Annotated in this window: 17 protein-coding genes; 7 read left to right on the forward strand and 10 right to left on the reverse strand. The window is 71.3% G+C overall.

All coding sequences use genetic code 11. The annotated features are described in order from the left end of the window. Positions 1–163 precede the first annotated feature (163 nt). The 4 genes from WG209_RS21375 to WG209_RS21390 all read right to left on the reverse strand — a co-directional run bounded on the left by WG209_RS21375 (position 164) and on the right by WG209_RS21390 (position 7,005). Positions 164–1,615 (reverse strand): hypothetical protein, encoded by a 1,452-nt coding sequence (locus WG209_RS21375; RefSeq protein ID WP_337177125.1) that lies wholly within the window; start codon positions 1,613–1,615, stop codon positions 164–166. A 136-nt stretch (positions 1,616–1,751) separates the two neighbouring features. Then, the gene (locus WG209_RS21380; protein WP_337177126.1) at positions 1,752–2,279 is read right to left on the reverse strand and encodes a diacylglycerol kinase; all 528 of its coding nucleotides are present in this window, start codon (positions 2,277–2,279) and stop codon (positions 1,752–1,754) included. Positions 2,280–2,347: 68 nt separating this feature from the next. After that, a complete protein-coding gene (locus WG209_RS21385) occupies positions 2,348–6,091 on the reverse strand; it encodes a hypothetical protein (RefSeq protein ID WP_337177127.1) in 3,744 nt (1,247 codons plus the stop codon). A gap of 308 nt (positions 6,092–6,399) precedes the next feature. Further along, on the reverse strand, positions 6,400–7,005 hold the full coding sequence (locus WG209_RS21390; RefSeq protein ID WP_337177128.1) for an HNH endonuclease: 606 nt from the start codon (positions 7,003–7,005) through the stop codon (positions 6,400–6,402). A gap of 246 nt (positions 7,006–7,251) precedes the next feature. On the opposite strand from WG209_RS21390, the gene WG209_RS21395 reads away from it, so the two are divergent. The 3 genes from WG209_RS21395 to WG209_RS21405 are packed head-to-tail and all read left to right on the forward strand — an operon-like array spanning position 7,252 to position 10,405. Next, on the forward strand, positions 7,252–8,526 hold the full coding sequence (locus WG209_RS21395; protein ID WP_337177129.1) for a competence/damage-inducible protein A: 1,275 nt from the start codon (positions 7,252–7,254) through the stop codon (positions 8,524–8,526). Then, positions 8,523–9,701: a tRNA pseudouridine(13) synthase TruD gene (truD, locus tag WG209_RS21400; RefSeq protein ID WP_337177130.1), complete on the forward strand. Its 1,179-nt coding sequence runs from the start codon at positions 8,523–8,525 to the stop codon at positions 9,699–9,701. The genes WG209_RS21395 and truD overlap by 4 nt, the downstream gene beginning before the upstream one ends. Further along, positions 9,698–10,405 carry an RluA family pseudouridine synthase gene (locus WG209_RS21405; protein ID WP_337177131.1) on the forward strand — a complete coding sequence of 236 codons (708 nt, stop codon included), beginning with the start codon at positions 9,698–9,700 and terminating at the stop codon, positions 10,403–10,405. Before truD ends, WG209_RS21405 begins: the two co-directional genes overlap by 4 nt. Here the strand turns inward: WG209_RS21405 and WG209_RS21410 are convergent. Beyond that, the gene (locus WG209_RS21410; RefSeq protein ID WP_337177132.1) at positions 10,329–11,921 is read right to left on the reverse strand and encodes a hypothetical protein; all 1,593 of its coding nucleotides are present in this window, start codon (positions 11,919–11,921) and stop codon (positions 10,329–10,331) included. The genes WG209_RS21405 and WG209_RS21410 overlap by 77 nt on opposite strands. A 452-nt stretch (positions 11,922–12,373) precedes the next feature. Here WG209_RS21410 and WG209_RS21415 point away from each other — a divergent pair, with 452 nt between their 5' ends. Together WG209_RS21415 and WG209_RS21420 are read left to right on the forward strand one after the other, a co-directional pair. Then, positions 12,374–13,750: a 4-amino-4-deoxy-L-arabinose transferase gene (locus tag WG209_RS21415; RefSeq protein WP_337177133.1), complete on the forward strand. Its 1,377-nt coding sequence runs from the start codon at positions 12,374–12,376 to the stop codon at positions 13,748–13,750. Next, positions 13,750–15,207 carry a hypothetical protein gene (locus tag WG209_RS21420; protein WP_337177134.1) on the forward strand — a complete coding sequence of 486 codons (1,458 nt, stop codon included), beginning with the start codon at positions 13,750–13,752 and terminating at the stop codon, positions 15,205–15,207. Before WG209_RS21415 ends, WG209_RS21420 begins: the two co-directional genes overlap by 1 nt. Here WG209_RS21420 and WG209_RS21425 read toward each other — a convergent pair. Both WG209_RS21425 and WG209_RS21430 read right to left on the reverse strand, forming a co-directional pair. Beyond that, positions 15,204–15,392: a hypothetical protein gene (locus WG209_RS21425; RefSeq protein WP_337177135.1), complete on the reverse strand. Its 189-nt coding sequence runs from the start codon at positions 15,390–15,392 to the stop codon at positions 15,204–15,206. The genes WG209_RS21420 and WG209_RS21425 overlap by 4 nt on opposite strands. Beyond that, on the reverse strand, positions 15,389–15,928 hold the full coding sequence (locus WG209_RS21430) for a DUF6677 family protein (RefSeq protein WP_337177136.1): 540 nt from the start codon (positions 15,926–15,928) through the stop codon (positions 15,389–15,391). Before WG209_RS21430 ends, WG209_RS21425 begins: the two co-directional genes overlap by 4 nt. Positions 15,929–16,106: 178 nt before the next feature. On the opposite strand from WG209_RS21430, the gene WG209_RS21435 reads away from it, so the two are divergent. Continuing rightward, positions 16,107–16,820: an RsmE family RNA methyltransferase gene (locus WG209_RS21435; protein WP_337177137.1), complete on the forward strand. Its 714-nt coding sequence runs from the start codon at positions 16,107–16,109 to the stop codon at positions 16,818–16,820. On the opposite strand, the gene WG209_RS21440 is transcribed toward WG209_RS21435, so the two are convergent. The 3 genes from WG209_RS21440 to WG209_RS21450 all read right to left on the reverse strand — a co-directional run bounded on the left by WG209_RS21440 (position 16,805) and on the right by WG209_RS21450 (position 19,774). Then, a complete protein-coding gene (locus tag WG209_RS21440; protein ID WP_337177138.1) occupies positions 16,805–17,218 on the reverse strand; it encodes a VOC family protein in 414 nt (137 codons plus the stop codon). The genes WG209_RS21435 and WG209_RS21440 overlap by 16 nt on opposite strands. A gap of 798 nt (positions 17,219–18,016) precedes the next feature. After that, positions 18,017–18,511, reverse strand: a complete 495-nt coding sequence (locus tag WG209_RS21445; RefSeq protein WP_337177139.1) for a hypothetical protein — start codon at positions 18,509–18,511, stop codon at positions 18,017–18,019. A gap of 213 nt (positions 18,512–18,724) precedes the next feature. Then, the gene (locus tag WG209_RS21450) at positions 18,725–19,774 is read right to left on the reverse strand and encodes a prolyl oligopeptidase family serine peptidase (RefSeq protein ID WP_337177140.1); all 1,050 of its coding nucleotides are present in this window, start codon (positions 19,772–19,774) and stop codon (positions 18,725–18,727) included. Between the two features lie 97 nt (positions 19,775–19,871). Between WG209_RS21450 and WG209_RS21455 the strand changes: the two genes are divergently transcribed. Then, complete coding sequence (locus tag WG209_RS21455; RefSeq protein ID WP_337177141.1) at positions 19,872–20,939, forward strand: glycosyltransferase family 9 protein; 1,068 nt, start codon at positions 19,872–19,874, stop codon at positions 20,937–20,939. Positions 20,940–21,113: the final 174 nt, after the last annotated feature.

The following is a 21,113-nucleotide window of genomic DNA, read 5'->3' on the forward strand; positions in this document are numbered from 1 at the left end:
CACGCGCAAGCCAAGGCCGTGCGGGCGGGACGCCCGCACCACAATAATGCGAGCCTGGTCCGAGGCGAGCCGCCGGTCGCCCCCTCATCCGGCCTTCGGCCACCTTCTCCCACGAGGGGAGAAGGGGGAACGTTGGGGACGCTCGGTCGCGACGGCCCTCGCCTCACGGCGACAGGCTGCGGCAGACGGCCAGGTAGGTGGCGCGGAGCTTGGGGAAGTCCTCGGCGGGGCCGTAGGCGAGGACGGAGATGCGTCGGTCGCGGTTCAGGACCGTCGCGTGGTATCCCTTCAGCTTGCCGCCGAACATGCCGGCTGAGGCGGTGAAGACCGACAAGCGGCCCTCGCCGAAGCCGGTCCCCTTGAAGACTTCCGGCTCGCTCTCTTGGTACTCGCCCAACTCCTCGGTGCCGGACTTGGCGTAGTGTTCGTGGGCCTTGTGGACGGGGGCGAAGGGGCTCCCCTCCTCGAAGTCGGCGGCGTTGGCCGAGTCGGCGCCGGAGATCAGCGAGCCGGTGATGTCGGCGTAGACGGTGATCTTCGCGGCACCCTTGTCGAGCAGGATGTACGAGTAGGTGTTGTCCGCCTTCCCGCCGGTCTGGGTCTCCCAACCGGGCGGGTGGCGCAGCCGGAACGCGCCGTCCTTGGCCGACATCTCGACCGACGCCAACGCCCGCTCGGCGTCGGGGTTGGCCGCCCGGTCGCCGTCGTCGGCGAGATCCTTCGCCGCGGCGGCGGCCTTCGCCTTGCCGGCGGCCGGCGACTCGGGGGCGTGGAACTGCCGGACCAGGTCGACCAGCAGCTTGCCCGAGTCCGGGTCGATCAGCGAGAGCGCCGCGGTGTCGACCTTGAACTTGTAGCTGCGCTCGAACTCCTCCCCCTCCTCGTCCTTGAGCTTCAGCGTCAGCCGGTCCTTCTTCACGCTGTAGGTGCCGTCCCCCACCCCCTTGTCGTTGATCGACAGCGAGGCGTGCCTGGCCCCGTCGAGCGTCAGGGCGTAGGCGGTGTGCGTCAGCGACTGGCCGATCTCGTGCTCGACCATCGAGCCCTTCCAGACGCCGATGATCGAGGCCGGCTTCAGGAGGATGTCATAGGCCATGTAGCCGGCCCCCCCCACGATCGCCAGCGCGACGGCCGCGACCGCCCCGAGGACCCGCTTGTCCAGCGCGTCGGGGTTCTTGGCGGCCTTCTTCTTCTTGCCGGTCTTTTTCTTCTTCTTCGTCGTGGCCGGGGCGGCCGCGTCGGGCAGGGGGGCGAGGCGGGCGAGCGGCGGGGCCGAGGACTCGACCGGCTCCAGGTCGGCGAAGATGTCCGGGCCGTCGGGCTCGGGGGGCGGCGGGGGAGCGACGGGCCTGGGCTTGGCGGCGGGGCGGCCGCCGTTCGCGGCCGCGGTCGCGGGGGCGGGCTTCTTGCCGCCGTGCTCGCGGTAGCCGTGGGAGAGGAGTTCCGCGGCCAGCTTGTCGGCGACGGCGCTCGCCGCGGCATCGCTGGGGAGGGCCTGCTCCTGGCGGGTGCTGGACCCGTCCGGCTTCACCTTCATCACGACCATCGTCCGGCCGTGGAGCTCGATCACGACGACCTTGCGGACGGCTCCGTCGCCGTGGCTGAACCTGCGCATCGCCGAACCCCCCCCGCCCGGGTGGGCGCCGGGCCTCGCGGCCGGAGGAAGGCCGGCCGGGGAGATGGTCCCGCGCGCGGCGCGTGAATTCAAGACTTGAGCGATGTCATGATGCCTCGAACGCACGAAGGCGGAGTCATGGGAGGCCGAACAATTCAAGGAGCTGGGTCGCCAGGACCACGGTCGTGACGGCGCCCGAGGAGAAGGCGACGATCAGGACGCCGGCCGCGGCGATCTCCCGCGCGATGGTCAGCCGGGGCTCGTCGGGATCGCCGATGGCGCGCGCCAGGGTGTCCACGGCGCTATGCATCAGCTCGGCCAGGAGGACCAGGCTCCCCCCCAGCACCAGCAGGCACCAGCCCCAGAAGCTGACGCGGAGGATGGCGGCGATGATGACGATCATCACGCCGCGGTAGAGGTGGGCGTAGAAGCTGGAGTCCCCCCGGACGGCCGCCTTCAGGCCTCGCAGGCCGGCCGTCAGCTTCCCCCGGGTCCCCCGGCGGTCGGCCTGCGAGGAGACGCCCGAGGCGTCCTGGTACTGGAGCCGGAACCGCTGCTCGTCGAACTCGGGGACCGGGAGCAGGCCGCGGGGGGCCGCCTCCGCGGCTTCGGCTGGGGGGACCCCGGCGGCGTCGTCGGGCTGGTCGTGCGTCCTGTGGAGCATGGGATCCGCGGCGCGGGGCCGCCCGTCCTCCTCGTGTCCCGCCTCGGGCGTCGTCGCCGGGCCTCGACTCACTGTACCGGCGCCAGCCGCGAATCGAACTGGTTCATCCCCGTCCCGGACCCGAGCCGGAGCGTGGGCGCCAGCCGCGGCGAGACCTGGAACGCGAACTGGTACGACTGCCGCTGCGGGTCGACCGCCAGGCCGAGCGACAGCAGGTAGTCGGCGCCGACCCGCGTGAACGAGAACATCGAGCCCAGCGGGATCTGGTTGCCGAAGTCGTAGGAGTTCGAGAACGTCCCGTACCACTTCGGGCTGAGCCAGTAGTTGATCGACGTGTTCAGGGCCGACGTCCGGATCATGGCCGAGTCGATGACGCTGTAGCCGATGAACACGTTCCCGCGCGGCGGCCGCGACAGCGAGACGCCCGTGGTGATGACGTTCAACCCCTGGGGGTTCACCGCCCCCACCAGGTAGTTGTCCTGCGGCCTGCCGCCGCGGAGGTCCCAGTAGTCGAACCATCCGGTCGAGATGATACTCGTCCGGTCGCCCACGAACCACTGGTAGTTGTACATGGTCTGGCCCCAGGGCTTGCCCATGTTGTCGCGGTCGGCGTTGGGGAAGTACGTGGTGGAGGCGTCGAGCGTCATCCAGTCGACGATCCGCCGCCTCCCCTCGGGGCCGCGCTTCGTCTGGAGCCGCTGGTGGATGCCCAGGTTCAGCGTGTCGATCGAGGACTGGACGTCGTTCGGGCCGGTGATCGGCGAGAGGGTCCGGCGCAGCATCAGGTGGCGGGGGTCGAACCCATTGGGGAGGATCCCGTTGTTCCACATCGTGATGGCGAAGTACCGGCGGACCATCTCGTAGGTGTCATCGTCCAGGTCGTCCTGGATGGCCAGGTCGTTGAGCTTCACGCTGGAGTAGGCGGTGCGGTAGTTGCCGAAGAAGCTGACCTTGTTGTTCAGGCCGTGGATGTTGAGCCATTCGCTCTCGACGCCGGAATAGACCTTCCAGATCGTCGACTCGGCGTGGATGCCGGCGGCGCCCCAGAGCCTCCCCTGCGCCCCGGTGGACTGCTGATTGAAGAAGCCTCCGCCGATCTGGTCGGTCCAGCCGGTCGCCTGGCCCTGGACGTAGGGGTTGAACCGCACCACGTCCGAGATGTTCAGCGGCACGGTCAGCTCATGGTTCGTGAAGGCGCGCCCCGCCCTGAAGACCCCGCTCGTGTTCGAGATCGGGTCGAAGGGGATGAACGCCAGGTCCGGGCTGTTCACCCGCAGTGGGAACAGGTCGCGGTTGTTGACCATGATGTCGGTGTGCGTGTTGGCGTAGTTGACGCCCGAGTGCGAGGAGTGGACCACGCGGTCGCCGAGGAACGTGTCGCCCAGGCGATAGTAGTCGAACTTCGGCAGCCACTGGGTGTCGGTGCGGAAGTCCATCAGGTTCGCCTCCGCGTGGAGGCTCATGGCCCAGTTGTCCTTCTGCCACTGGCCGTGCAGCAGGGTCTCGTGGTCCATGCCGATGTCGAACAGCCGCTTGTAGTACTCCTCCAGGAAGTAGCGGTCGGAGAAGTAGCCGATCTCCAGCTGCAGCCTCCGGTCCTCGAAGCGGTGCTCCTCGTCGTCGGGGAGGAAGCGCTGGAGGTGGCGCAGGTTGAACCGGCCGCGGATGTCCTGGAACGAGGGGGTGCCCGACCGCTGGTAGCCGCGGCTGCCGGCGCCCGGCGGGCCGTTGGTGATGATGGCCGGGCCGGAGCCCAGCACGTCGATCCCCTTGTCCTGAAGGCCCCAGATGTCGAAGTAGCCGAAGTAGTCGCGCGTGATCGACGGGTTGGCGTTCAGGTCGCGGCGGAACGGGTCGCGGACGTCGTTGATCAGGTCGTTGCCGAACCAGCCGACCTCGCTTCCCAGCGCGGGGAAGGTCTTGGTGCGCGCGCTGAGGTAATCGATGTCGATGTTCCAGTTGTCGATCTGGCGGGGGCGACGGATGCCCAGCAGCTTGAAGCCGTTCCAGTCGGTGAGGACCTGCTGGCCGAAGTAGTTGTTCGTGGCGAACGAGATCATGCGCAGCGGCGGGTCGAGGTCGTCGGACTCGCCGGTGAAGCGGGGCCAGTAGAAGATGGGAACCCAGCCCATGTAGAACAGGTTGGTGCGGGCGTCATAGCGCCACACCTGCTCCTGGGGGTCGCTCCCGAGGCCCCCCCCGCGCAAGGGCTTGCCCGAGTTCGGGTCGGTCGCCTGTGTGGCCTGCCGCGAGAGGGTGATGGAGCGGTTGTAGATCTTGTACGACGGGTCGGGGAACCGGCTGCCGGTGGAGATGGCTTGCTCGGCGCGGATCTCGCGGTCGTCGGTCATGACGAGCGAGCCGTCGGGACCGCGGACGACCGGGCGGAACTGGTCGATGCGCGGCGCCTTCAGCTTCATCGGGCTGATGAGGTTCGGGGCGAAGACGTCCGCCTGGGCCTGGGTCGCCATCAGCCGGTCGGAGACGAAGTCGTAGTAGACGCGCTCGGCGCGGAAGGTCCGCTGGTCGGCGCGGCCGGCGAACTTGTTCTCGTCCTGGCGGAGGACGACGTCCCCTTCCAGGTAGATCTCCATCGGCTTGCCAGCGTCGTCGATCACCTCGCCCTGGGGGCCGGTCGTCGAATCGGGATCGCCCTCGCGCTTGCGCCGCCAGATGATGGCGCTCTCGGCCTCCGCGTCGAGCGTGCCGTTGTCATCCGTGACGGAGACGACGTGGATGCCCCCGCGCACGATCCAGATCTCGGTGTCGCCGGACCGATCCTTCTGGATCGACATCGGCCGGCTGCTGCGCTGGTTGATCCAGGTCTGCCGCTGGCTGCCCGGGTTGATCGGCGCCCGGAAGCGCGGCGGCGGCGCGAGCGGATCCCTCGGCTCGTCCTCGTCGCCCTCCTCGCCCATCTCCTCGTCGTCGTCGAGGGCCGGGGGGAGGGGCTCGTCGGCGCGGAGCGGGGGCGCGGGCTCGTCGTCGCGGTCGCCCGGAAGGGGCGCGGGGCCGAGCACCTCGCCCGGATCTTCCAGGTCGCCGGGCAGGGGGGCCATGTCGCGCGGTCGCGGGGTCGGGCTCGGGTTGAAGTCGTCGAGGTCGGGGACCTCGATGGCCGGCTCGGCATCGATCGGGGGGAGGTCGATGATCGGCTCCTGGGCCTCCATCCCCTGGGCGGGCTCCAGCGCGGGATCGTCCGGGGGCCTGGCGGCGTCCGGGACGGGGACGACGGCCTGGGCCTCGACGACGTGAGGGTCGGCGGGCGTGGCCGAGGCGCGGGCCTGCTCCACGACCTCGCGCGGGAGGTGCCGGGGGGGCTCGGAGATCGCGGGGGCCTCGGCCGGGAAGCCGGCGCGGGCGACCACGTCCAGGCCCGCCGGCGGCTCCTTCAGCCAGACGGCCGTGGGAGAGACGTTGACCCCCTCCACGCTGCGCAGGACGGCACGGCCCTCCTTGCGCGCCGGCGCCCCCGCGCCCGGGCCGCGCACCTCGCCCTCGGCGTACAGCTCGGCCTGGTAGACCGTCCGGCCGTCGAGCTTCTGGCCGGTGATCCGCACGACCACGCTGGACGCCGAGACGCTCCGGTCTCCCTGGGAGGCGGAGGCGCCCCCCTGGAGGAGCGCCCACCGACCGTCCGGGGCGTCCCACACGATGGCGCGGGTCGCGGCCAGGTCGACGACCCCGGCGAGGTCCGGATGGACCGCGCGCGGGTCTTCGGCCGAGGCCGGGCCGCAGAGCAAGGCCGCAAGGATGAGCCCGGGCCACGCGCGGAGTCGCGCGGGGCGTCTGGGTTGGGCGTGCTCGCGCACGGTGCCTCCCGAGGATCGACCGACGTGTCGAGAGGGGCGGCCGTCCTTGGCCGTCCCGGGATCCGGACCCACGGCTCGTCTCGGGCGCGGAGGGGACGATGGCGGCGGGCCGGTGGCCGTCGCGTTCGATCCTCCGAGTGTAGTCCTCCCCGCGGCCGCGCCCGACGAGGGGCGCCTGATGGGAACGGGGAACCGATCCGAGACATGGGTGCGAAAGGACGTTCGCGACGGACCCTACCCCGGCCGGCCGGGTCGGTCAAGGCGAAGTGGCCGGCGGGGGGCGCCCGCCGGCCCGGGTCGTCGCGGTTTCAGTCCAGGTCCAGCAGCGGGACGTTCCAGTAGGCGTCGCTGAGGAAGCGAGACCAGCTGGCGATGCGGACGGTGGAGGCGTCGTACAGCGGCTTCCACGCGGGGCGGAAGGGGGGGCGCCTGAGCTTCATCGCGGCCTGTTCGGGCGTGCGATTGGCCTTGCGCGAGTTGCACGCCACGCAGGCGAGGACGCAGTTCTCCCAGGTCGTCTGGCCCCCCTGCGAGCGGGGCACGACGTGGTCGATGGTCAGTTCCTCCGTGCCGGGCCGCTTTCCGCAGTACTGGCACGTCACGTGGTCGCGCTTCATCAGGTTGCGTCGGCTGAACGTCACCGTGTTGAACCGGGGTCGGTCGTGTCGCGTGAGCGTCAGCACCTCGGGGACGCGGAGGTTGAACCGGACCGTGCGGATGAACGGCTCCCCGGCCTTCGGGGCCATCCGGGCCCAGTCGCTCCACGAGTAGAGTTGATAGTCGTCGGGGTCGACGACGTGGGCCGCCTCGTTCCAGAGCAGGACCAGGGCCCTCGCCACGGGGGCGACGTGCACCGGCTGCCAGTGGCGGTTCAGGACCAGAGTCGGCCGTTGTAAGACGCTCACCCCCGTCATTCGAGGCTCTCCACTCACGCGATGATTGCGAGGAGCATAGATGCCGCGTCGTCCAGCAAGGCGGAGCACCGACCTCGACAATCATACCCGACGGCGGGGGTGGTTTCACAACCTCCCCACGTCGGAGCGGCGTCGAGTCGGACCCGGCCGGGCTACCGCGAGTTCGCGTCGGACTATAGATTGATGCTTACTCCCCGCGCCGGCCGTCGCCGGAGCGCCGGGGCGGGCCCGAGGCGGAGCTTCCCGATGGCGTTGAAGGCGGAGATCATCTCGATCGGCAGCGAGCTGGTCAGCGGCCAGAACCTGGACACCAACGCCCCCTGGCTCAGCCGAGCGCTGGGCGAGCTGGGCGTGGCCGTCGCCTACCACTCCACCATCGGCGACGACATGGACGACCACGTCGCCGCGTTCCTAGCCGCCGCCGAGCGCGCCGACCTCGTGCTGACCACCGGCGGCCTCGGCCCCACCCAGGACGACCTGGTCCGCGAGGGGCTGGCGAGGGCCGCGGGCGTCGGGCTCCGCGAGGACCCCGAATCCCTGGCCGCCATCGCCGCCCTCTTCGCCCGCCGGAACCGGCCGATGGCCGACCGCAACCGCGTCCAGGCGATGCTCCCCGAGGGGGCCGAGGCCCTGCCGAACCCCATCGGCACCGCGCCCGGCGTCTGGATCACCATCGGCCGCGCCGCGTTCGCGTCGATGCCCGGAGTCCCGAACGAGATGAAGCTGATGTTCGCCGAGCAGGTCGTCCCCCGGCTCCGCCGGCGGCACCGGGTGGAGAGGGTGATCGTCCATCGCAAGATCGCCCTGTTCGGCAGGGGGGAGTCCGACATCGAGGCCGAGGCGCTCGACCTGACGGCGCGAGGCCACGTCCCGGAGGTCGGCATCACGGCCAGCGACGCCACCATCAGCTTCCGCATCCGGGGCGAAGGGCTCACCGCCGAGGCCGCCTGGGCGCAGACCGAGGAGACCGCGGAGCAGATCCGCGGCCGCTTCGGCCCCCTGGTCCTGGGGGAAGGGGCCGTCGACGTCGCCGACGCGCTGGTCGGGCAACTCGCCCGGACCGGCGCGACGATCGCCACGGCCGAGTCCTGCACCGGCGGCCTGTGCGCCAGCATGATCACGGCGGTCCCGGGCGTCAGCACGTACTACCTCGGGGGCGTGGTCAGCTACTCGAACCGGGCGAAGGTGGACATGCTGGGCGTCCCGGCCGAGCTGATCCAGGCCCACGGCGCCGTCAGCCCTGAGGTCGCCGCCGCGATGGCCGCGGGCGCCCGCGAGCGCTTTGGCTCCGACGTGGCGATCAGCGCCACCGGCGTCGCCGGCCCCGGCGGCGGCTCCCCCGAGAAGCCGGTCGGCCTGGTCTACCTCGGCCTGGCGACGGCCGACGGCGTGGAGACCCGTCGCGTGGAGATCGGCCCCGAGCAGCCCCGCGACATCATCCAGAGGCGCTCGGCGAAGCAGGCGCTCGACTGGGCGCGCGTGGCGCTCCTGGCCCGGCCTGACGGGGGGGCTTCGCGATGAAGGTCAAGCGGCTCCCGGAAGACTTCCGCGTCGAGGAGATGACCACGGCCGTCGGGTCGGATCGCGGCCGGTACACGCTCTATCGCCTCTCCAAGCGCGGGATCGGCACCATCGAGGCCGTCGACGCGATCTGTCGCCGCTGGAACCTCCCGCGCGGGCGGGTGGCCTACGGCGGCCTCAAGGACCGTCACGCCGAGACGATCCAGTATCTCACCATCTTCGACGGCCCCGGGCGGCCCGTCGAGGAGCCCAACCTGAAGCTGGAGCCGCTGGGCAGGGTCGAGCGGGCCTACGGGCCGAACGATTTCACCGGCAACCGCTTCGGCGTGCTGCTCCGCGACATGACCCCCGAGGCGGCGGCCGAGGCGGCGCGTCGGCTGGAGGACGCGGGGCGCGACGGCGTCCCCAATTATTTCGACGACCAGCGGTTCGGCTCCGTCGGCTTCTCCGGCGAGTTCATCGGCCACGCCTGGCTCGTCGGCGATTACGAGAAGGCCCTTCGGCTGGCGATGGCCGAGCCCAACCCGTTCGACCGCCCCGACACCAAGGCCCGCAAGGCCGCCCTACGCGAGCACTGGGGGGACTGGGCGGCGGCCAAGGCGGCGCTCGACCGCTCCTCCGAGCGGAGCATCGTCACGTACCTCGTCGACCACCCGACCGACCACGCCGGCGCGTTCGCCCGCCTCAAGCGAGACCTGCGCGGGCTGTACTTCTCCGCGTTCCAGAGCTGGCTGTGGAACCTCATCCTCGCCGGGTGGATCGAGCGAAACACCGCGCCCGAGCAGCGCGCGACGGTCGCCCTGAAGGTGGGCGCGCTGACGTTCCCGGTCGGGCTCGCCCCGGACCAGCGGGCGCTGATCGACGGCGTGGCGATCCCGCTGCCGTCGTCGCGCTCGCCGCTCCCGGACGGGCCCCTGGGGGAGATCGCGACGGAGGTCCTGTCGGCGTTCGGGCTGACCTGGTGCGAGATGCGGGTGAAGAAGCTGAAGGACGTCTTCTTCTCCAAGGGGACGCGCCAGCCGTTGATCCCCCTGGGGGACGTCGCCGCGACGATCGTCGACGACGAGCTGCACCGGAAGAAGCGGGCCGTCCGGCTGGAGTTCACGCTGCCGAAGGGGGCCTACGCCACGATGCTCGTCAAGCGGATCACCGGGGCCGCCGGGGCCGAGGCATGATCCCGGAGCCGGAGATCCTGTACGAGGACAACCACTGCCTGGCCCTGAACAAGCCCGCCGGGATGCTCTCCCAGGGGGACGAGACGGGGGAGCCCAGCCTGGTCTCCTGGACCGAGGACTACTGGAGGCGCAAGTACGACAAGCCCGGGAACGTGTTCGTCGGCCTGGTGCATCGCCTGGACCGGCCGACGTCCGGCGTGGTGCTCATCGCGCGCACGAGCAAGGCGGCGGGGAGGCTGGCCGACCAGTTCCGGGTCGGTGGCGTCTCGAAGCTCTACTGGGCGATCGTCGAGGGCCGTCCCGATCGGGATCGCGGCGAATGGCTCGACCACCTGGAGAAGGATCGTCGGACGAACGTGACGAGGACGACCGCGGATGGGGAGGGGAAGGTCGCGCGGGTGGCGTTCGAGGTGCTGCGCGTCGGCGCGGGGATGGCCAAGCTGGCGCTCAGGCCCGTGACGGGGAGGAGCCACCAACTGCGGGTGCAGCTCGCGGCGAGGGGCATGCCGATCGTCGGCGATCGGAAATACGGCTCGAAGCGGACGGTGCTTGCGCTGGACGGCGAGCCGAGGATCGCGCTTCACGCGCGGGAGTTGACCTTCAGGCACCCCACGAAGGGGGACGAGGTCAGGGTCGAGGCTTCGGCGCCGGGAGACTGGCCCGAGAACGCGCCAGGATGGTGGGGATCGCCGACCGGCCGATGAACGCGGCCCGGAACGAAAGCCCGGTGACCAGCAGCGCCGCGAACGGCTTCCAGGCGTCGGAATGGCCGAGGTCGACCGGCGGGGCCGGGGCGGCGGCCTTCGGCGGGGCGGGGGCGGGCGCGACGTCAGCCGCGGCGAGATGGCTCTCGGCGGCCTGGGCTTGCGCGGGGGGCCTGGGGGCCGGGGCGGCGGGCCTGGGCTCGACGCGGGATTCCACGTAGTCGTCGACCAGCTTCCACGTCGCGGCGTCCAGCACGCCGACCGAATCGGCCTCGCGGCGGGCCAGGCCCCAGGCGGCTTTGTCCTTGAGCACGCGGCGGGAATACCACATCGCGGCGGAGGCGCCGCCGGCGTCGTCGAAGAAGTAGAGGGGGCGGGCGGCGTCCAGGGCCAGCTCGGCGGAGAAGCGGTCCACCTGCTCGTCGTCGATCCGCGACAGGTCGATCGGGCAGGAGACGTAGCGGAGCTTGCGATTCCGCGCCTCGGTCATGAAGGCGGGGCTGACCTTGGAGGGGTCGCGGAGGTCGAGGATGGTCAGGAAGCCCTTCTCGGCCAGCCACCCCAGGCCGACGGTCGAGGGGACGGAGCCGCCGGCGAGCTTGAGGTCGACCGCGTGGAATCGGTCGATCCCCAACGCGCCGTTCGCCGCGTCGGCGGCCGGCGCGGCGGGCTCGGCCGTCGAGGCGGCGAGGGCGGGCTCGGCCCCCCCGCTCGCACGACCACCGGATGGGTCGTGCGCCGGGGCCGACGTCGTGGACGGCGTCGGCCCCGCGGGGAGGTCGTTGGCGGCCGGGGTGGACCGGGTCTTCACGGAGGAGGGGGCGCCGAGCGCCTTGTCGGCATGCTCGGTCACCTCCGCCGGGTCGAGGTCCGGGATGTTGTCGAGGGGGCTGCCGGCGTCGAGGTCGGCGTCGGCGGCCCGCTTGCGGCTCGCGTCGGCGGCGCGGGACGCGGAAGGCGTGGTGGTCAGCGACTGAGTCAGGTCGATGCCCGGATTCTGGACGGGCTTCCGCGACTCGTAGTTCGACGGGGTCCGCAGGCCGGAGTTGGACCCGGAGCGGCTCCGGGGGGCCTCGCCGGGGGCGGCGGAGGGGAGGGGTTCCAGGTCGGTGGCGCTCTCGCCGGCCGGGGCGACCGTCGAGGGGAGCGCGCCGCCGGGGAGGACGGTGGTCGGGACGCCGAGCGGGACCGCCGGGGCGATCACGGTCGAAGGGACGCCGTAGTCGATCACGCCGGCGTCGTAGGCCGAGGGGCCGCAGCCGTCGTTGCCGCCGCAGAGGCCGCCGAGCTTGCGGAACGGCTGCATCACGCGGCTGGTGGCACGCGCGGCGGGTCCGCACCCGCTGAACAGCCCGCAGCCGTCGCCGAAGTTGCCGAAGCCGCCGGAGCGGCAGCCCGTCTGGAGGAAGGCGGTCGCGGCCAGGAACCCCAGGGCGACCGACTTGACGAGGCGTCGCCGGCCCGCCGGCCCCCCCCGGTTGATGCCGCGCTCGCGCGACCAGCTCAAGCTGAACATCGCAAGGATCTCCGTTACGTTAGGCGCCGACGCGCGAACGCCCCTCGCGGGCCGCCCCTCGTCCATCGAAGCGCGGCCGGAGGGGTCTCCCCGTCGTCCCGCCCTGTCGATGAGCGTCGCGGGCCCGCGATGGCGAGAGGGTCCGTCGGCGTCGGGGGACGCGACGGGCCATCGCCGGGGTCCGGGCGCAGCCGGCTCGGGGAGGACGGTGTGGGCGCGCATCGGGAGTTCTCGGGGGTGCCGGATCGTGGTGCTCGGTGGTTCCCGCACGCGGACGGCCCCGGGCGAATCCCGCGGCCATCCCGACGACCCCTGCCTTCCAGGGCCGTCATCGAAACTTAGCCGACGATCCAGCCGTTGCCAAAGATTCCGGGAGGCTCCTACAATGGGCGCGTAAGTCCAGTTCATTAAGTCGTTAAAGTTTCCCAGGCTTGACGCCGAAGGTCGCCCGAATGCCCCCCCAACGACCCGCGCCTTCGGCAAGGTTTACGCCCCCCTCAAGGGTTCGCGCCGCGGCGTTCGGCCTCCTCGGGACCGTCGCTCTGGTCGCCTTCGGCCTGCGGATCGGCGACGTGGCGTTCGTGGACGAGTACGCCTACATCAGCCAGAGCTACTACGCCGACCTGTTCCTGACCGGCGAGTGGAACGACCCGGCGTGGCTCGACTTCCCGGGCTACGACCTAATGCCGCTGCCCAAGTATCTCATCGGAACGGCGCTGCGGGTCTCGAACGAGCCCCGCCCCGGGCCGGCGGCGGCGCGGATGTGGTATGCGAACACGCATTCGACCTTCGGGACCCCGAGGACGCTGACGTCGGCGCGCGTGCCGTCGATCCTCGTGGGGGGGCTCGGATGCCTGGCGCTGGCGGCGATCGGCGCGATGGCCTTCGACTTCCGCGTGGGGATCGCGGCGGGGGTCCTGCTGATGCTCAACCCTCTGTACGCGCTCCACGCTCATCGGGCGATGTCCGAGGCGCCTTGCGAGGCGTTCCTGATGGCGTCGCTGGCCCTGGCGCTGGCCGCGTGGAGGCGATCGTTCGCGGGCCGGGCGTCGGGCTTCCGCATCCTGGGGCTGCTGGCCGGGGCGGGGGTGGCGGCGGCCCTCGCCGTGCTGGCGAAGTTCAACGGCCTGCTCGCGCTCATGACGATCGCCGCGTGGGCCGGGCTGGCCTGGGCGATCCCGCGCGGGGCTGGCTGGGGCTGGCTCTGGTTCGCGACCGGGTCGGCGTTGGCGGCGGTCACGGCGGGGCTCGCATTCATGGCGCTCAATCCTTACATGACCGCCAGGGACCCGGTCTACAGGGTTGCCGACCCCGCCGACGCCGGGCCCCTGAGACCCGGCCCGCTGGGCGCCTGGGGGCGTTTCCGACTGCTGATCGACCACCGCCGCGCGATGTCCGCCGGGCAGCAGCGGATCTTCCCGCACAACGCGCTCAAGCGCCTTCCCGAGCGGGCGAAGGTCGTCGCGGTCCAGGGCTTCGGCCGGTTCGGGCCGTTCGGGCCGGCGACTTCGGACTCGACGATCCGCTACGACATGAGGCAGGATCGGGGGGCGTTCGCCTGGCTCCCCCTGTGCCTGGGGGCGATGGGCTACGCGATGGCCTACGGCCGGATGCAGTCGCGACGGCGCGAGCCGCCCGCGGCATGGGCCGTCGCGGCGTGGGCGCTGGTCTCGCTGACCGTCGTGACCCTCTACCTGCCGATGGCCTGGGATCGCTACCTCCTGCCGATCCAGGCCCCGTTCTCGCTGCTGGCCGCCGCCGCGATCGTCGGGGCCTGGGACGCGCTCGCGAGGCTCGCGGGATGGAAGCCGAGGTTGGAGCCGAGTTGATGGATCGACCCTGGATCGGGCTCCGCGCGGGGGCCTTCTGCCTCCTGCTGGCCAGCTACGCCTACTTCTGGCACTCGCGAGACTGGAACACGGCCAGCCGGCTGATGCTGACGTATTCGCTGGTCGACCGCGGCAGCCTCTCCATCGACGGGCTCCAGGACCAGACCGGCGACAAGGCCTTCTTCCAGGGTCGCTACTATTCCGACAAGCTGCCGGGCTACCCCTTCCTGGCGACCGTCCCCTACGCGTCGATGCGTGCCCTCGGCGCGAGGCCGCACCCGCTGGACGGGCCCGCGCTGGCGCACTGGCCGTCCGACTACGGCGTGACCCTGGCGACCTCCGGCCTGCTGACCGCCGCGACGGCCGTCGTGCTGATGGGGCTCGCGCGGGATCTGGGATGCTCGGCGCGTTCGTCCGTGCTGGTCGCTCTGGCCTATGGGCTGGCGACGCCCGCCTACGTCTACGCGACGCTCGCCTACGGGCACCAGGTCTCGGCCTTCGCGCTCCTCTCCTCGCTCGCGCTCCTCGCCCGGACGGGGGCGCGGCGCGACGGCCTCTGCGCGTTCCTGGCGGGTTTGCTGGCGTCCTACGCGGCGGTCGTCGAGTTGCAGGTCGGGCCGGTCTCGGCCGTGCTGGGGTTCTTCCTCCTGGGGCAGGTGGCGGCCGGGCGGCGGCGGTGGGACGCGATCGCGGCGTTCGGGATCGGCGCGTTGATCCCGGCCCTGTTGATGATGCTGTACAACACGCTGGCGTTCGGCGGGCCGCTCGACATGGGGTACTTCCACCATGCCACGGCCCAGTTCGCGAAGGTCCACAGCCGCGAGAACCCGCTGGGGATCGGTCGTCCGGATTGGGATCGGGTCGTCCCGCTCCTGTGGGGACGGTACCGCGGGCTGCTGTTTTACGCGCCGATCCTCGCGCTGGCGGCACCCGGCTGGGTCGCGATGGCCGTTCGGAAGCGGTGGTCGCTGGCGGCGGTCTCCCTGGCGGCGTGCGTCGCCGTGTTCGCCGTGAACCTGAGCTATCCGGAGTGGACCGGCGGCTGGTCGACCGGGCCTCGGCTGCTGACCCCGCTATTGCCGTTCGCGATGATCCCCGTCGCCGGGTTGCTGGGGGGGCGATGGCGGTTCGTCGGGCCGACGGCGGTCGGCCTCGCGCTGGCGGGTGCGGGGCTCATGCTGATGTTCCAGGCCGTCGGAGCCCGGATCCCGCAGGACGTCCACGACCCGCTCGTCGAGGTCGTCTGGCCGCTCTGGCGGGGCGAAGCCGTCCCGATGTGGTGGACCGGCGAGCGGTTCGCGCGGAACCTGTTCGGCCTGGTCGCCCCGGGGGCCGTAGCGGGCTTGGCCCCCTCGTGGGCCTGGCTCCAGTTCGCGCCGCTGGTCGTCGCGCAGGCGATCGGGGCGGCCTTGCTGACGAGGGCCGCGAGGCCCGAGGCCGACGCCCCGGTCGGTTAGCTCTGGGTGTTCACCAGGAGCAGGATGGCCGACGTGCCGATCAGGGCGGCGAGGCTCCACAGGCAGAGCCGCGCCGACCGGGCCCAGATGACGGGCCATGACTCGTAGCGCGAGGCGGTGTAGACCAGGCTGATCGCCACGACCAGGGGGAGGAGGAACCAGTAGATGTTCGACGAGTCGTTCATCGGGTCGCGCCTCCGGCCTGGGCGGCGAGGGCTTGATCCTCGGACGCGGCCTCGGGATCGGTCTCGTCGCCGCGACCGTAGGCGGGGCCTTCGTAGGCGTCGTAGATCGCCAGGACGTTCAGCAGGCCGGCGACGGTCGTGTAGATCAGGCCGATGTCATACGTCTTCCCGCGCAGCAGGAGAGCGTTGAGGACGTTGGCCGGCGGCTCGGCCATGAACCCGCCGAGGAGGTTGGCCCCGGGCCGGAAGTGCTCGATCGTCGCCTGGATCAGCGCCGGGAGGGCGGGGAGGCCGACGAAGAACTGGCCGACGTAGTGGAACATGAACTTGTCGGAGTTGAACGGGCTGACCCAGCGCCAGTAGACGTTCTTCCCCGAGCCCAGGTAGAACCCGACGGCGTAGAGGCCGAGGATGCACGTCGCGTACAGCCAACCCTTGCCGGTCCGGCCCTGGTAGAAGTGGCCCAGCCCCGGGATCAGCCAGGCGAGGAACGCGGCCTTCGCCGGCTCGCGCAAGGGTATCGACGTGTCCGTCATGATTCGAAAAGGCCCGACACAGGTTCGGCGTGTCCATCATCCCGCACTCAACCCGATTCTAGCACGCCCGGCGGCAAGCCGGCCAGAGGGGTCGGAGAGCGCAAGGGCTGGGGGCGCCTCCGCTCCCTCTTCGGTGGTGTGGACTGTACAATCTCCGCCTTCCCCCGGAGGCTCCCCCATGTCCCAGCGATTCTACTGCCCCACGCCGCCGATCGACGGCCATTACCGGCTGGACGCCGACGAGGCGCGGCACCTCACGCGGGTCTGCCGCAAGGGGGAGGGGGACGTGGTGACGCTGTTCGACGGCCGGGGCTTCGCCACGCTCGCGCGGATCGTCGAGGTCGGCAAGGATCGCGCGCGGCTGGCGGTGGAGGGGGGGCCGCTCGCCGATCGCGAGGCGGCGTGCCGCGTCGAGGTCGCCACGGCCGCGCCGAAGGGGGACCGGCTCGACTGGCTGATCGAGAAGGCCGTCGAGGTCGGCGTCGAGCGGGTCGTGCCGCTGACCACGGAACGCTCGGTCGTCGACCCTCGCGGGTCGAAGCTGGAACGGCTCCGACGCACGATCGTCGAGGCTTCCAAGCAATGCGGCCGGGCCCGGCTCATGGAGCTGGCCCCCTCCGAGGCCCTGGGCGATTACCTCGCGAGGGGGGATGGGGTCCGGCTGCTCGCCGACCCGGCGGGCGAGCCCCCCCACGCCTGGCCGGCGATCGCGGCGGGGTCGCCGGTCCGGCTGGTCGTCGGCCCCGAGGGGGGGCTGACGGAGGAGGAGGTTGAGAGCGCCCGCGCGGCGGGCTGGACGCCGGTCCGGTTCGCCGCGGCGATCCTGCGGGTCGAGACGGCGGCCGTCGCGGGGGCCGCGGCGATCCTGGCGAGGGTTCAGCCGGTCCACTGACCCTCGGTGTTGTCCTGGTAGACCGACCAGACGAAGCCGTCAGGGTCGCGGAGGGCGAACTCGCGCCAGCCCCATTCCTGGTCGGCCGGCTCGCCCGAGACGCTGAGCATCGCCCCCTGGTCCAGGCAGTTCTGATAGAAGGCGTCCACGTCGTCCACCTGGAGCTGGAGGTGGATCCCCACGCCCAGCCGGGTGTCGGCGAACTCCTCGGCGTGCGCCTCCTGCGCGTGGAGCATGATGACGAACGAGTCGAGGCGTAGGATCGCCAGGCTGTAGGGGGCGTTCTCCTGCTCGGCGTGGACCTGGACGATCTCCGCCCCCACGACCTCGTTGTAGAACTCCAGCGAACGCCGAACGTCCTTCACATAGAGGAAGACGCTCGTGACGGAGGCCGCCATGGCAAGACCCTTTCCGCATGAGACCGATTCACCAGCCCGCGATCGGCGGCAACATAACGCCAAGCCCGACCGCTGACAACCGCGACCGCCCCCGCCCGGCGATCCACGCCGCCCGGCCATTCGAGCCGTGTTCCCACCGCTCACGCGCCGGGCCCCCCGAAGTTGGCTTCGTTTGCGCGCGCCGAGCATCCGGGTTGTCGATGTAACTTCCTTTGTGGAAATTGTGTTCCGCCGATTTGACGTTGGCTCCGTTCGCGCGATTCGAATGTGTCGGTCGGGCCCAGTCGTCTCTCCCGTCGGGGAGGCCCGCGTTCGCCCGTGATGCGAGGAATTCACGCGGATTCCGACGTGGACGCCGGTGGGGGCCGGTCCGGTTGGTCCTCGTCCCTTTCCGCTCGCGCCCGCCAAGTCGCGTGGGTTCGTTCGCTCACGCGGACCGCCGTTGCAATTGATGCAAGCCTTTTTACGCGAAGGTTTTACGCTGGACTTTCGGTGGCTTCGTTCGCGCTTTTCGATTGCGTCGTCGGCTGTCCAAACAGGGGCACGACGCGCAATCCCCGTCTCCCCGCCGGAGGAGGCGGCCGAGGCGCATCGTGGGCAAGACAGCTCGCGTGGCGATCTGATGAGCGCCGCGACGCGCGCGACGGCCCTCGGGGCGGTCGAGAGCCCATGCGACCGGTTCGGGAGCCCAACGGACGTCTCGTTCGCCTCATCCCCTCCTCCGGGGACCTTCTCCCCACGAGGATTAGAGGGGGACTGGCTCTCCCTCGGCGTCGGTGTTTCGACCTTGGAAAGACCTCAACGCTCCGCGGTGGGCCATGGGTCGCGAGGGCGCTCGGCCGGGTCGTCCTCGGCCGATGTCTCATCGACCTCGGCGCTTCCGGCCACCTCATGAGTTTTCCTGGTAAGGGCGACGCCGACCAGCGCCCCGATCAAGGCGCCGATTGGAAGGCCGAATCGAGCCCAGCGAGCCTTATGCTCCTCCACCTCCTTCGGTTGGTGGAAGGAAGAAGACAGAAGGCCCAGGACGGCGGTCGCGGCCACCCCCCACAAGGCACCACGCGCGCCGCCCGAGCCGAACCTGTTGAGCCGCGCCGAACCCGCGAGGCCCACGAGGCACGCGCCTCCGATCGCCCCCGACCCCATGGCCACGAGCAGAAGCATCTTATCCACGGTGAAGCCTTCGGCATGTCTGGCCGGATCGCCGCCGAAGAGGGCGTGGTGGGCCAGCGCGAAGGCCGTGCCGGCCGCCATCAAGCCGGATGCCGCCCCCGTCACGAATCGCCGAAGCATGACCGTCCCCTCGGCTGGTCTTCCACGCATCGGAGCTTTCCCGATCGGTGGATCGGCCTGAATCCCTGGCGTTGTTCCGAGCATCCTGCCCGTGACGGAGCGGCCGACGGCCTTCATCCGGCCCCTCGGGCCGCCCTCTCGCGGCGGGAGAGGGCTGGCGCGTTACCATCGGTTCTCCGGTCTCTCGGAGATTTCGGCACCGAATCCAAATTATCAAGGAGCAGGGGCACTAATCCCCGGCATGATCCGCGACGGCTGGGGCGGGATTTCAGGTTTCTCGGAATTTTCCCCGATCGGCGCGTCGTCGGCCAGGAAGTCGACGGCGCGGCGGATGGCGGGGAGGAGGTAGCCGATGGCGGAGTAGTGGCCGCAGTCGTACCAGATGATCGGGGGGCGGCCCCCGGCCTCCCAGAGGGCGCGGGCGGATGCGGGGGGGATGACCTCGTCGACGGCGCCGTCGATCATCAGGACGCGCTTGCCCTTCATGCCGGCGGCGTAGGTCAACGGATCGTAGGGGTCGGTCAGGGCCTTCAGGTCGGCCAGGGTCTTGCCGTCGGCCTCCCACATCTCGCGGAAGGGGGCCGTCTCGGGCATCTCCCAGAGGACGTTCGCCAGGTCGCCGCCGGCCAGGAGGAGCGCGCCGGCGCTGACGTCGGGGTCGACGGAGACGACCAGCGACGAGACGATCCCCCCCAGGCTGATCCCCGTCACCCCCAGCCGATCGGCGTCAATCTCCGGGCGCGAGGCCAGCCAGCGGCCGGCGCGGCGGACGTCCAGCACGCCTTGCCGCATCGACCGCATCGTCCGCTCGATGTCTTCCGAGAGGAACTTCCTGGGCACCGGCCCCGGGCCGTCGGCCTCGCGACGCTCGCCGTAGTAGGGGAGCTTCAGGAACAGGGCCGCGACGCCCCGGTCGGCCAGGCGCGCGGCGTAGTAGCGCGAGAGGGGGAAGTCGGCGCCGAGGATGTGCAGGACGACCGTCGCGGGACGCTTGCCGGGGAAGCCCACGGGCTCGAAGTACTCGGCGTGGACGGTGTTGTTGGCGGCGTCGGGCGTGACGACCGGGGAGGGGAAGGTCAGCTTGGATACCTTGTACCGGCCGCAGTCCATCAGGGGGGACAGCTCGTAGGCGAATGTCGCGGCTTCCAGGCGGAACGGCTCGGGGACGCTCGCCTCGCTCGGGCCGGGGTGGAAGGCGACCTCCCCGCGCTCGGGGGGCTGGGAGACGATCGAGGAGGCCAAGAGCAGCGAGGCGACGAACATCGGCGGGGCTCCGCGCGAAAGCCGGGTTGTCGGGAATCGGGGAACGGGCTAGGCTCCCGGCCCATCGTCACGTTACGGGAAAGGGGGCCTCCCGGCCATGGCATCGCTGTCGGAAATCCTCGGCCGCAGGCCGCCGGGGAAGGTCTGCATCATCAAGCCGAGTTCGCTCGGCGACGTGGTCCACTCCGTCCCCATCCTCCCCGAACTGCGGAGGCTCTGGCCCGACGCCCACCTGTCATGGGTCGTCTCGGGCCCGTTCCGGTCGCTCCTGGAAGGGCGCGAAGACCTCGACCGCGTGATCCCCTACGACAAGGGGCCTTCCGGCGTCTCCGTCCGGGGCATGCGCGGGCTGGCGAGCCTCTGCGGCGCCCTCGCCCGCGAGCGGTTCGACCTGACGATCGACCTGCAAGGTCTCCTGCGTTCCGGCCTGATGACGGCCGCGACCCGCGCCCCGGTCCGCGTCGGCCTGGACGACGCCCGCGAGGGCGCCCGCTGGTTCTACACCCACCGCGTCGACGCCCCGCGCGCCCGCGTCCACGCCGTCGATCGTGTGATGCTCGTGGCCGAGGCGCTCGGCGGCGCCCCGTCGTCACCCGAGTTCTCGCTGCCGATCCGGCATGAGGACGACGCTTGGGCCGAGCGGACGCTGGCGGCCACGCCGTCGCCCCGGCTGGTCGTGAACGTGGGCTCGCGCTGGCTGACGAAGCGATGGCCGGTCCGCCACTTCGCCGAGGTCGCCCGTCGCGCCGTCGCCGAGTTCGGCGCGGGGGTCGTGGCGGTCGGCGCCCCCGAGGACCGGCCGCTGGTCGACGCGCTCCGCGAGGCGATGGGCCGGACGCCGGTTTTGGACCTGTGCGGGGGGACGAGCCTGCTGCAACTCGGCGCGCTGGCGCGGCGGTCGGACGTGTACCTCTCCAACGATACCGGCCCGCTCCACCTGGCGGCGGCGACCGGCGCGAGCGTGGTCGGGATCTACACCTGCACCGACCCGAAGCTTACCGGGCCGTACGGGCCGAACGCCGTCTCGGTGAGGAGCTGCGTCTGGTGCGCCCCGAGCTTCCTCAAGACGTGCGACCGCCTGGAATGCCACGACGAGCTGAGCCCGGATCGCGTCTGGGCCGTCGTCCGCCCCCGCCTGGCGTGGGCGATCGGATCGGCCGCCTGAGCGAGCGAGCGGGGGCGGTCGGGGCGTCCCGTTGGCGCGGGGGGGGCAAGCGTCCCTTCTCCCCTCGTGGGAGAAGGGGGCCGAAGGCCGGATGAGGGGGCGCGACCGAGAGCTTGTTGTGGTGCGGCCGTCTCGGCTGCACGCGCAAGCTCGCGGAGTGCAGCCGAGACGGCC

The sequence above is a fragment of the Paludisphaera sp. genome (assembly GCF_037189885.1).
Lineage (GTDB): Bacteria > Planctomycetota > Planctomycetia > Isosphaerales > Isosphaeraceae > Paludisphaera.

Coding starts and splice junctions, on each gene's coding strand:
- WG209_RS21375 (WP_337177125.1), bottom strand. CDS start 1,615: ATGCGCAGGTTCAGCCACGGCGACGGAGCCGTCCGCAAGGTCGTCGTG.
- WG209_RS21380 (WP_337177126.1), bottom strand. CDS start 2,279: ATGCTCCACAGGACGCACGACCAGCCCGACGACGCCGCCGGGGTCCCC.
- WG209_RS21390 (WP_337177128.1), bottom strand. CDS start 7,005: ATGACGGGGGTGAGCGTCTTACAACGGCCGACTCTGGTCCTGAACCGC.
- WG209_RS21395 (WP_337177129.1), top strand. CDS start 7,252: ATGGCGTTGAAGGCGGAGATCATCTCGATCGGCAGCGAGCTGGTCAGC.
- truD (WP_337177130.1), top strand. CDS start 8,523: ATGAAGGTCAAGCGGCTCCCGGAAGACTTCCGCGTCGAGGAGATGACC.
- WG209_RS21405 (WP_337177131.1), top strand. CDS start 9,698: ATGATCCCGGAGCCGGAGATCCTGTACGAGGACAACCACTGCCTGGCC.
- WG209_RS21410 (WP_337177132.1), bottom strand. CDS start 11,921: ATGTTCAGCTTGAGCTGGTCGCGCGAGCGCGGCATCAACCGGGGGGGG.
- WG209_RS21415 (WP_337177133.1), top strand. CDS start 12,374: ATGCCCCCCCAACGACCCGCGCCTTCGGCAAGGTTTACGCCCCCCTCA.
- WG209_RS21420 (WP_337177134.1), top strand. CDS start 13,750: ATGGATCGACCCTGGATCGGGCTCCGCGCGGGGGCCTTCTGCCTCCTG.
- WG209_RS21425 (WP_337177135.1), bottom strand. CDS start 15,392: ATGAACGACTCGTCGAACATCTACTGGTTCCTCCTCCCCCTGGTCGTG.
- WG209_RS21430 (WP_337177136.1), bottom strand. CDS start 15,928: ATGACGGACACGTCGATACCCTTGCGCGAGCCGGCGAAGGCCGCGTTC.
- WG209_RS21435 (WP_337177137.1), top strand. CDS start 16,107: ATGTCCCAGCGATTCTACTGCCCCACGCCGCCGATCGACGGCCATTAC.
- WG209_RS21440 (WP_337177138.1), bottom strand. CDS start 17,218: ATGGCGGCCTCCGTCACGAGCGTCTTCCTCTATGTGAAGGACGTTCGG.
- WG209_RS21445 (WP_337177139.1), bottom strand. CDS start 18,511: ATGCTTCGGCGATTCGTGACGGGGGCGGCATCCGGCTTGATGGCGGCC.
- WG209_RS21450 (WP_337177140.1), bottom strand. CDS start 19,774: ATGTTCGTCGCCTCGCTGCTCTTGGCCTCCTCGATCGTCTCCCAGCCC.
- WG209_RS21455 (WP_337177141.1), top strand. CDS start 19,872: ATGGCATCGCTGTCGGAAATCCTCGGCCGCAGGCCGCCGGGGAAGGTC.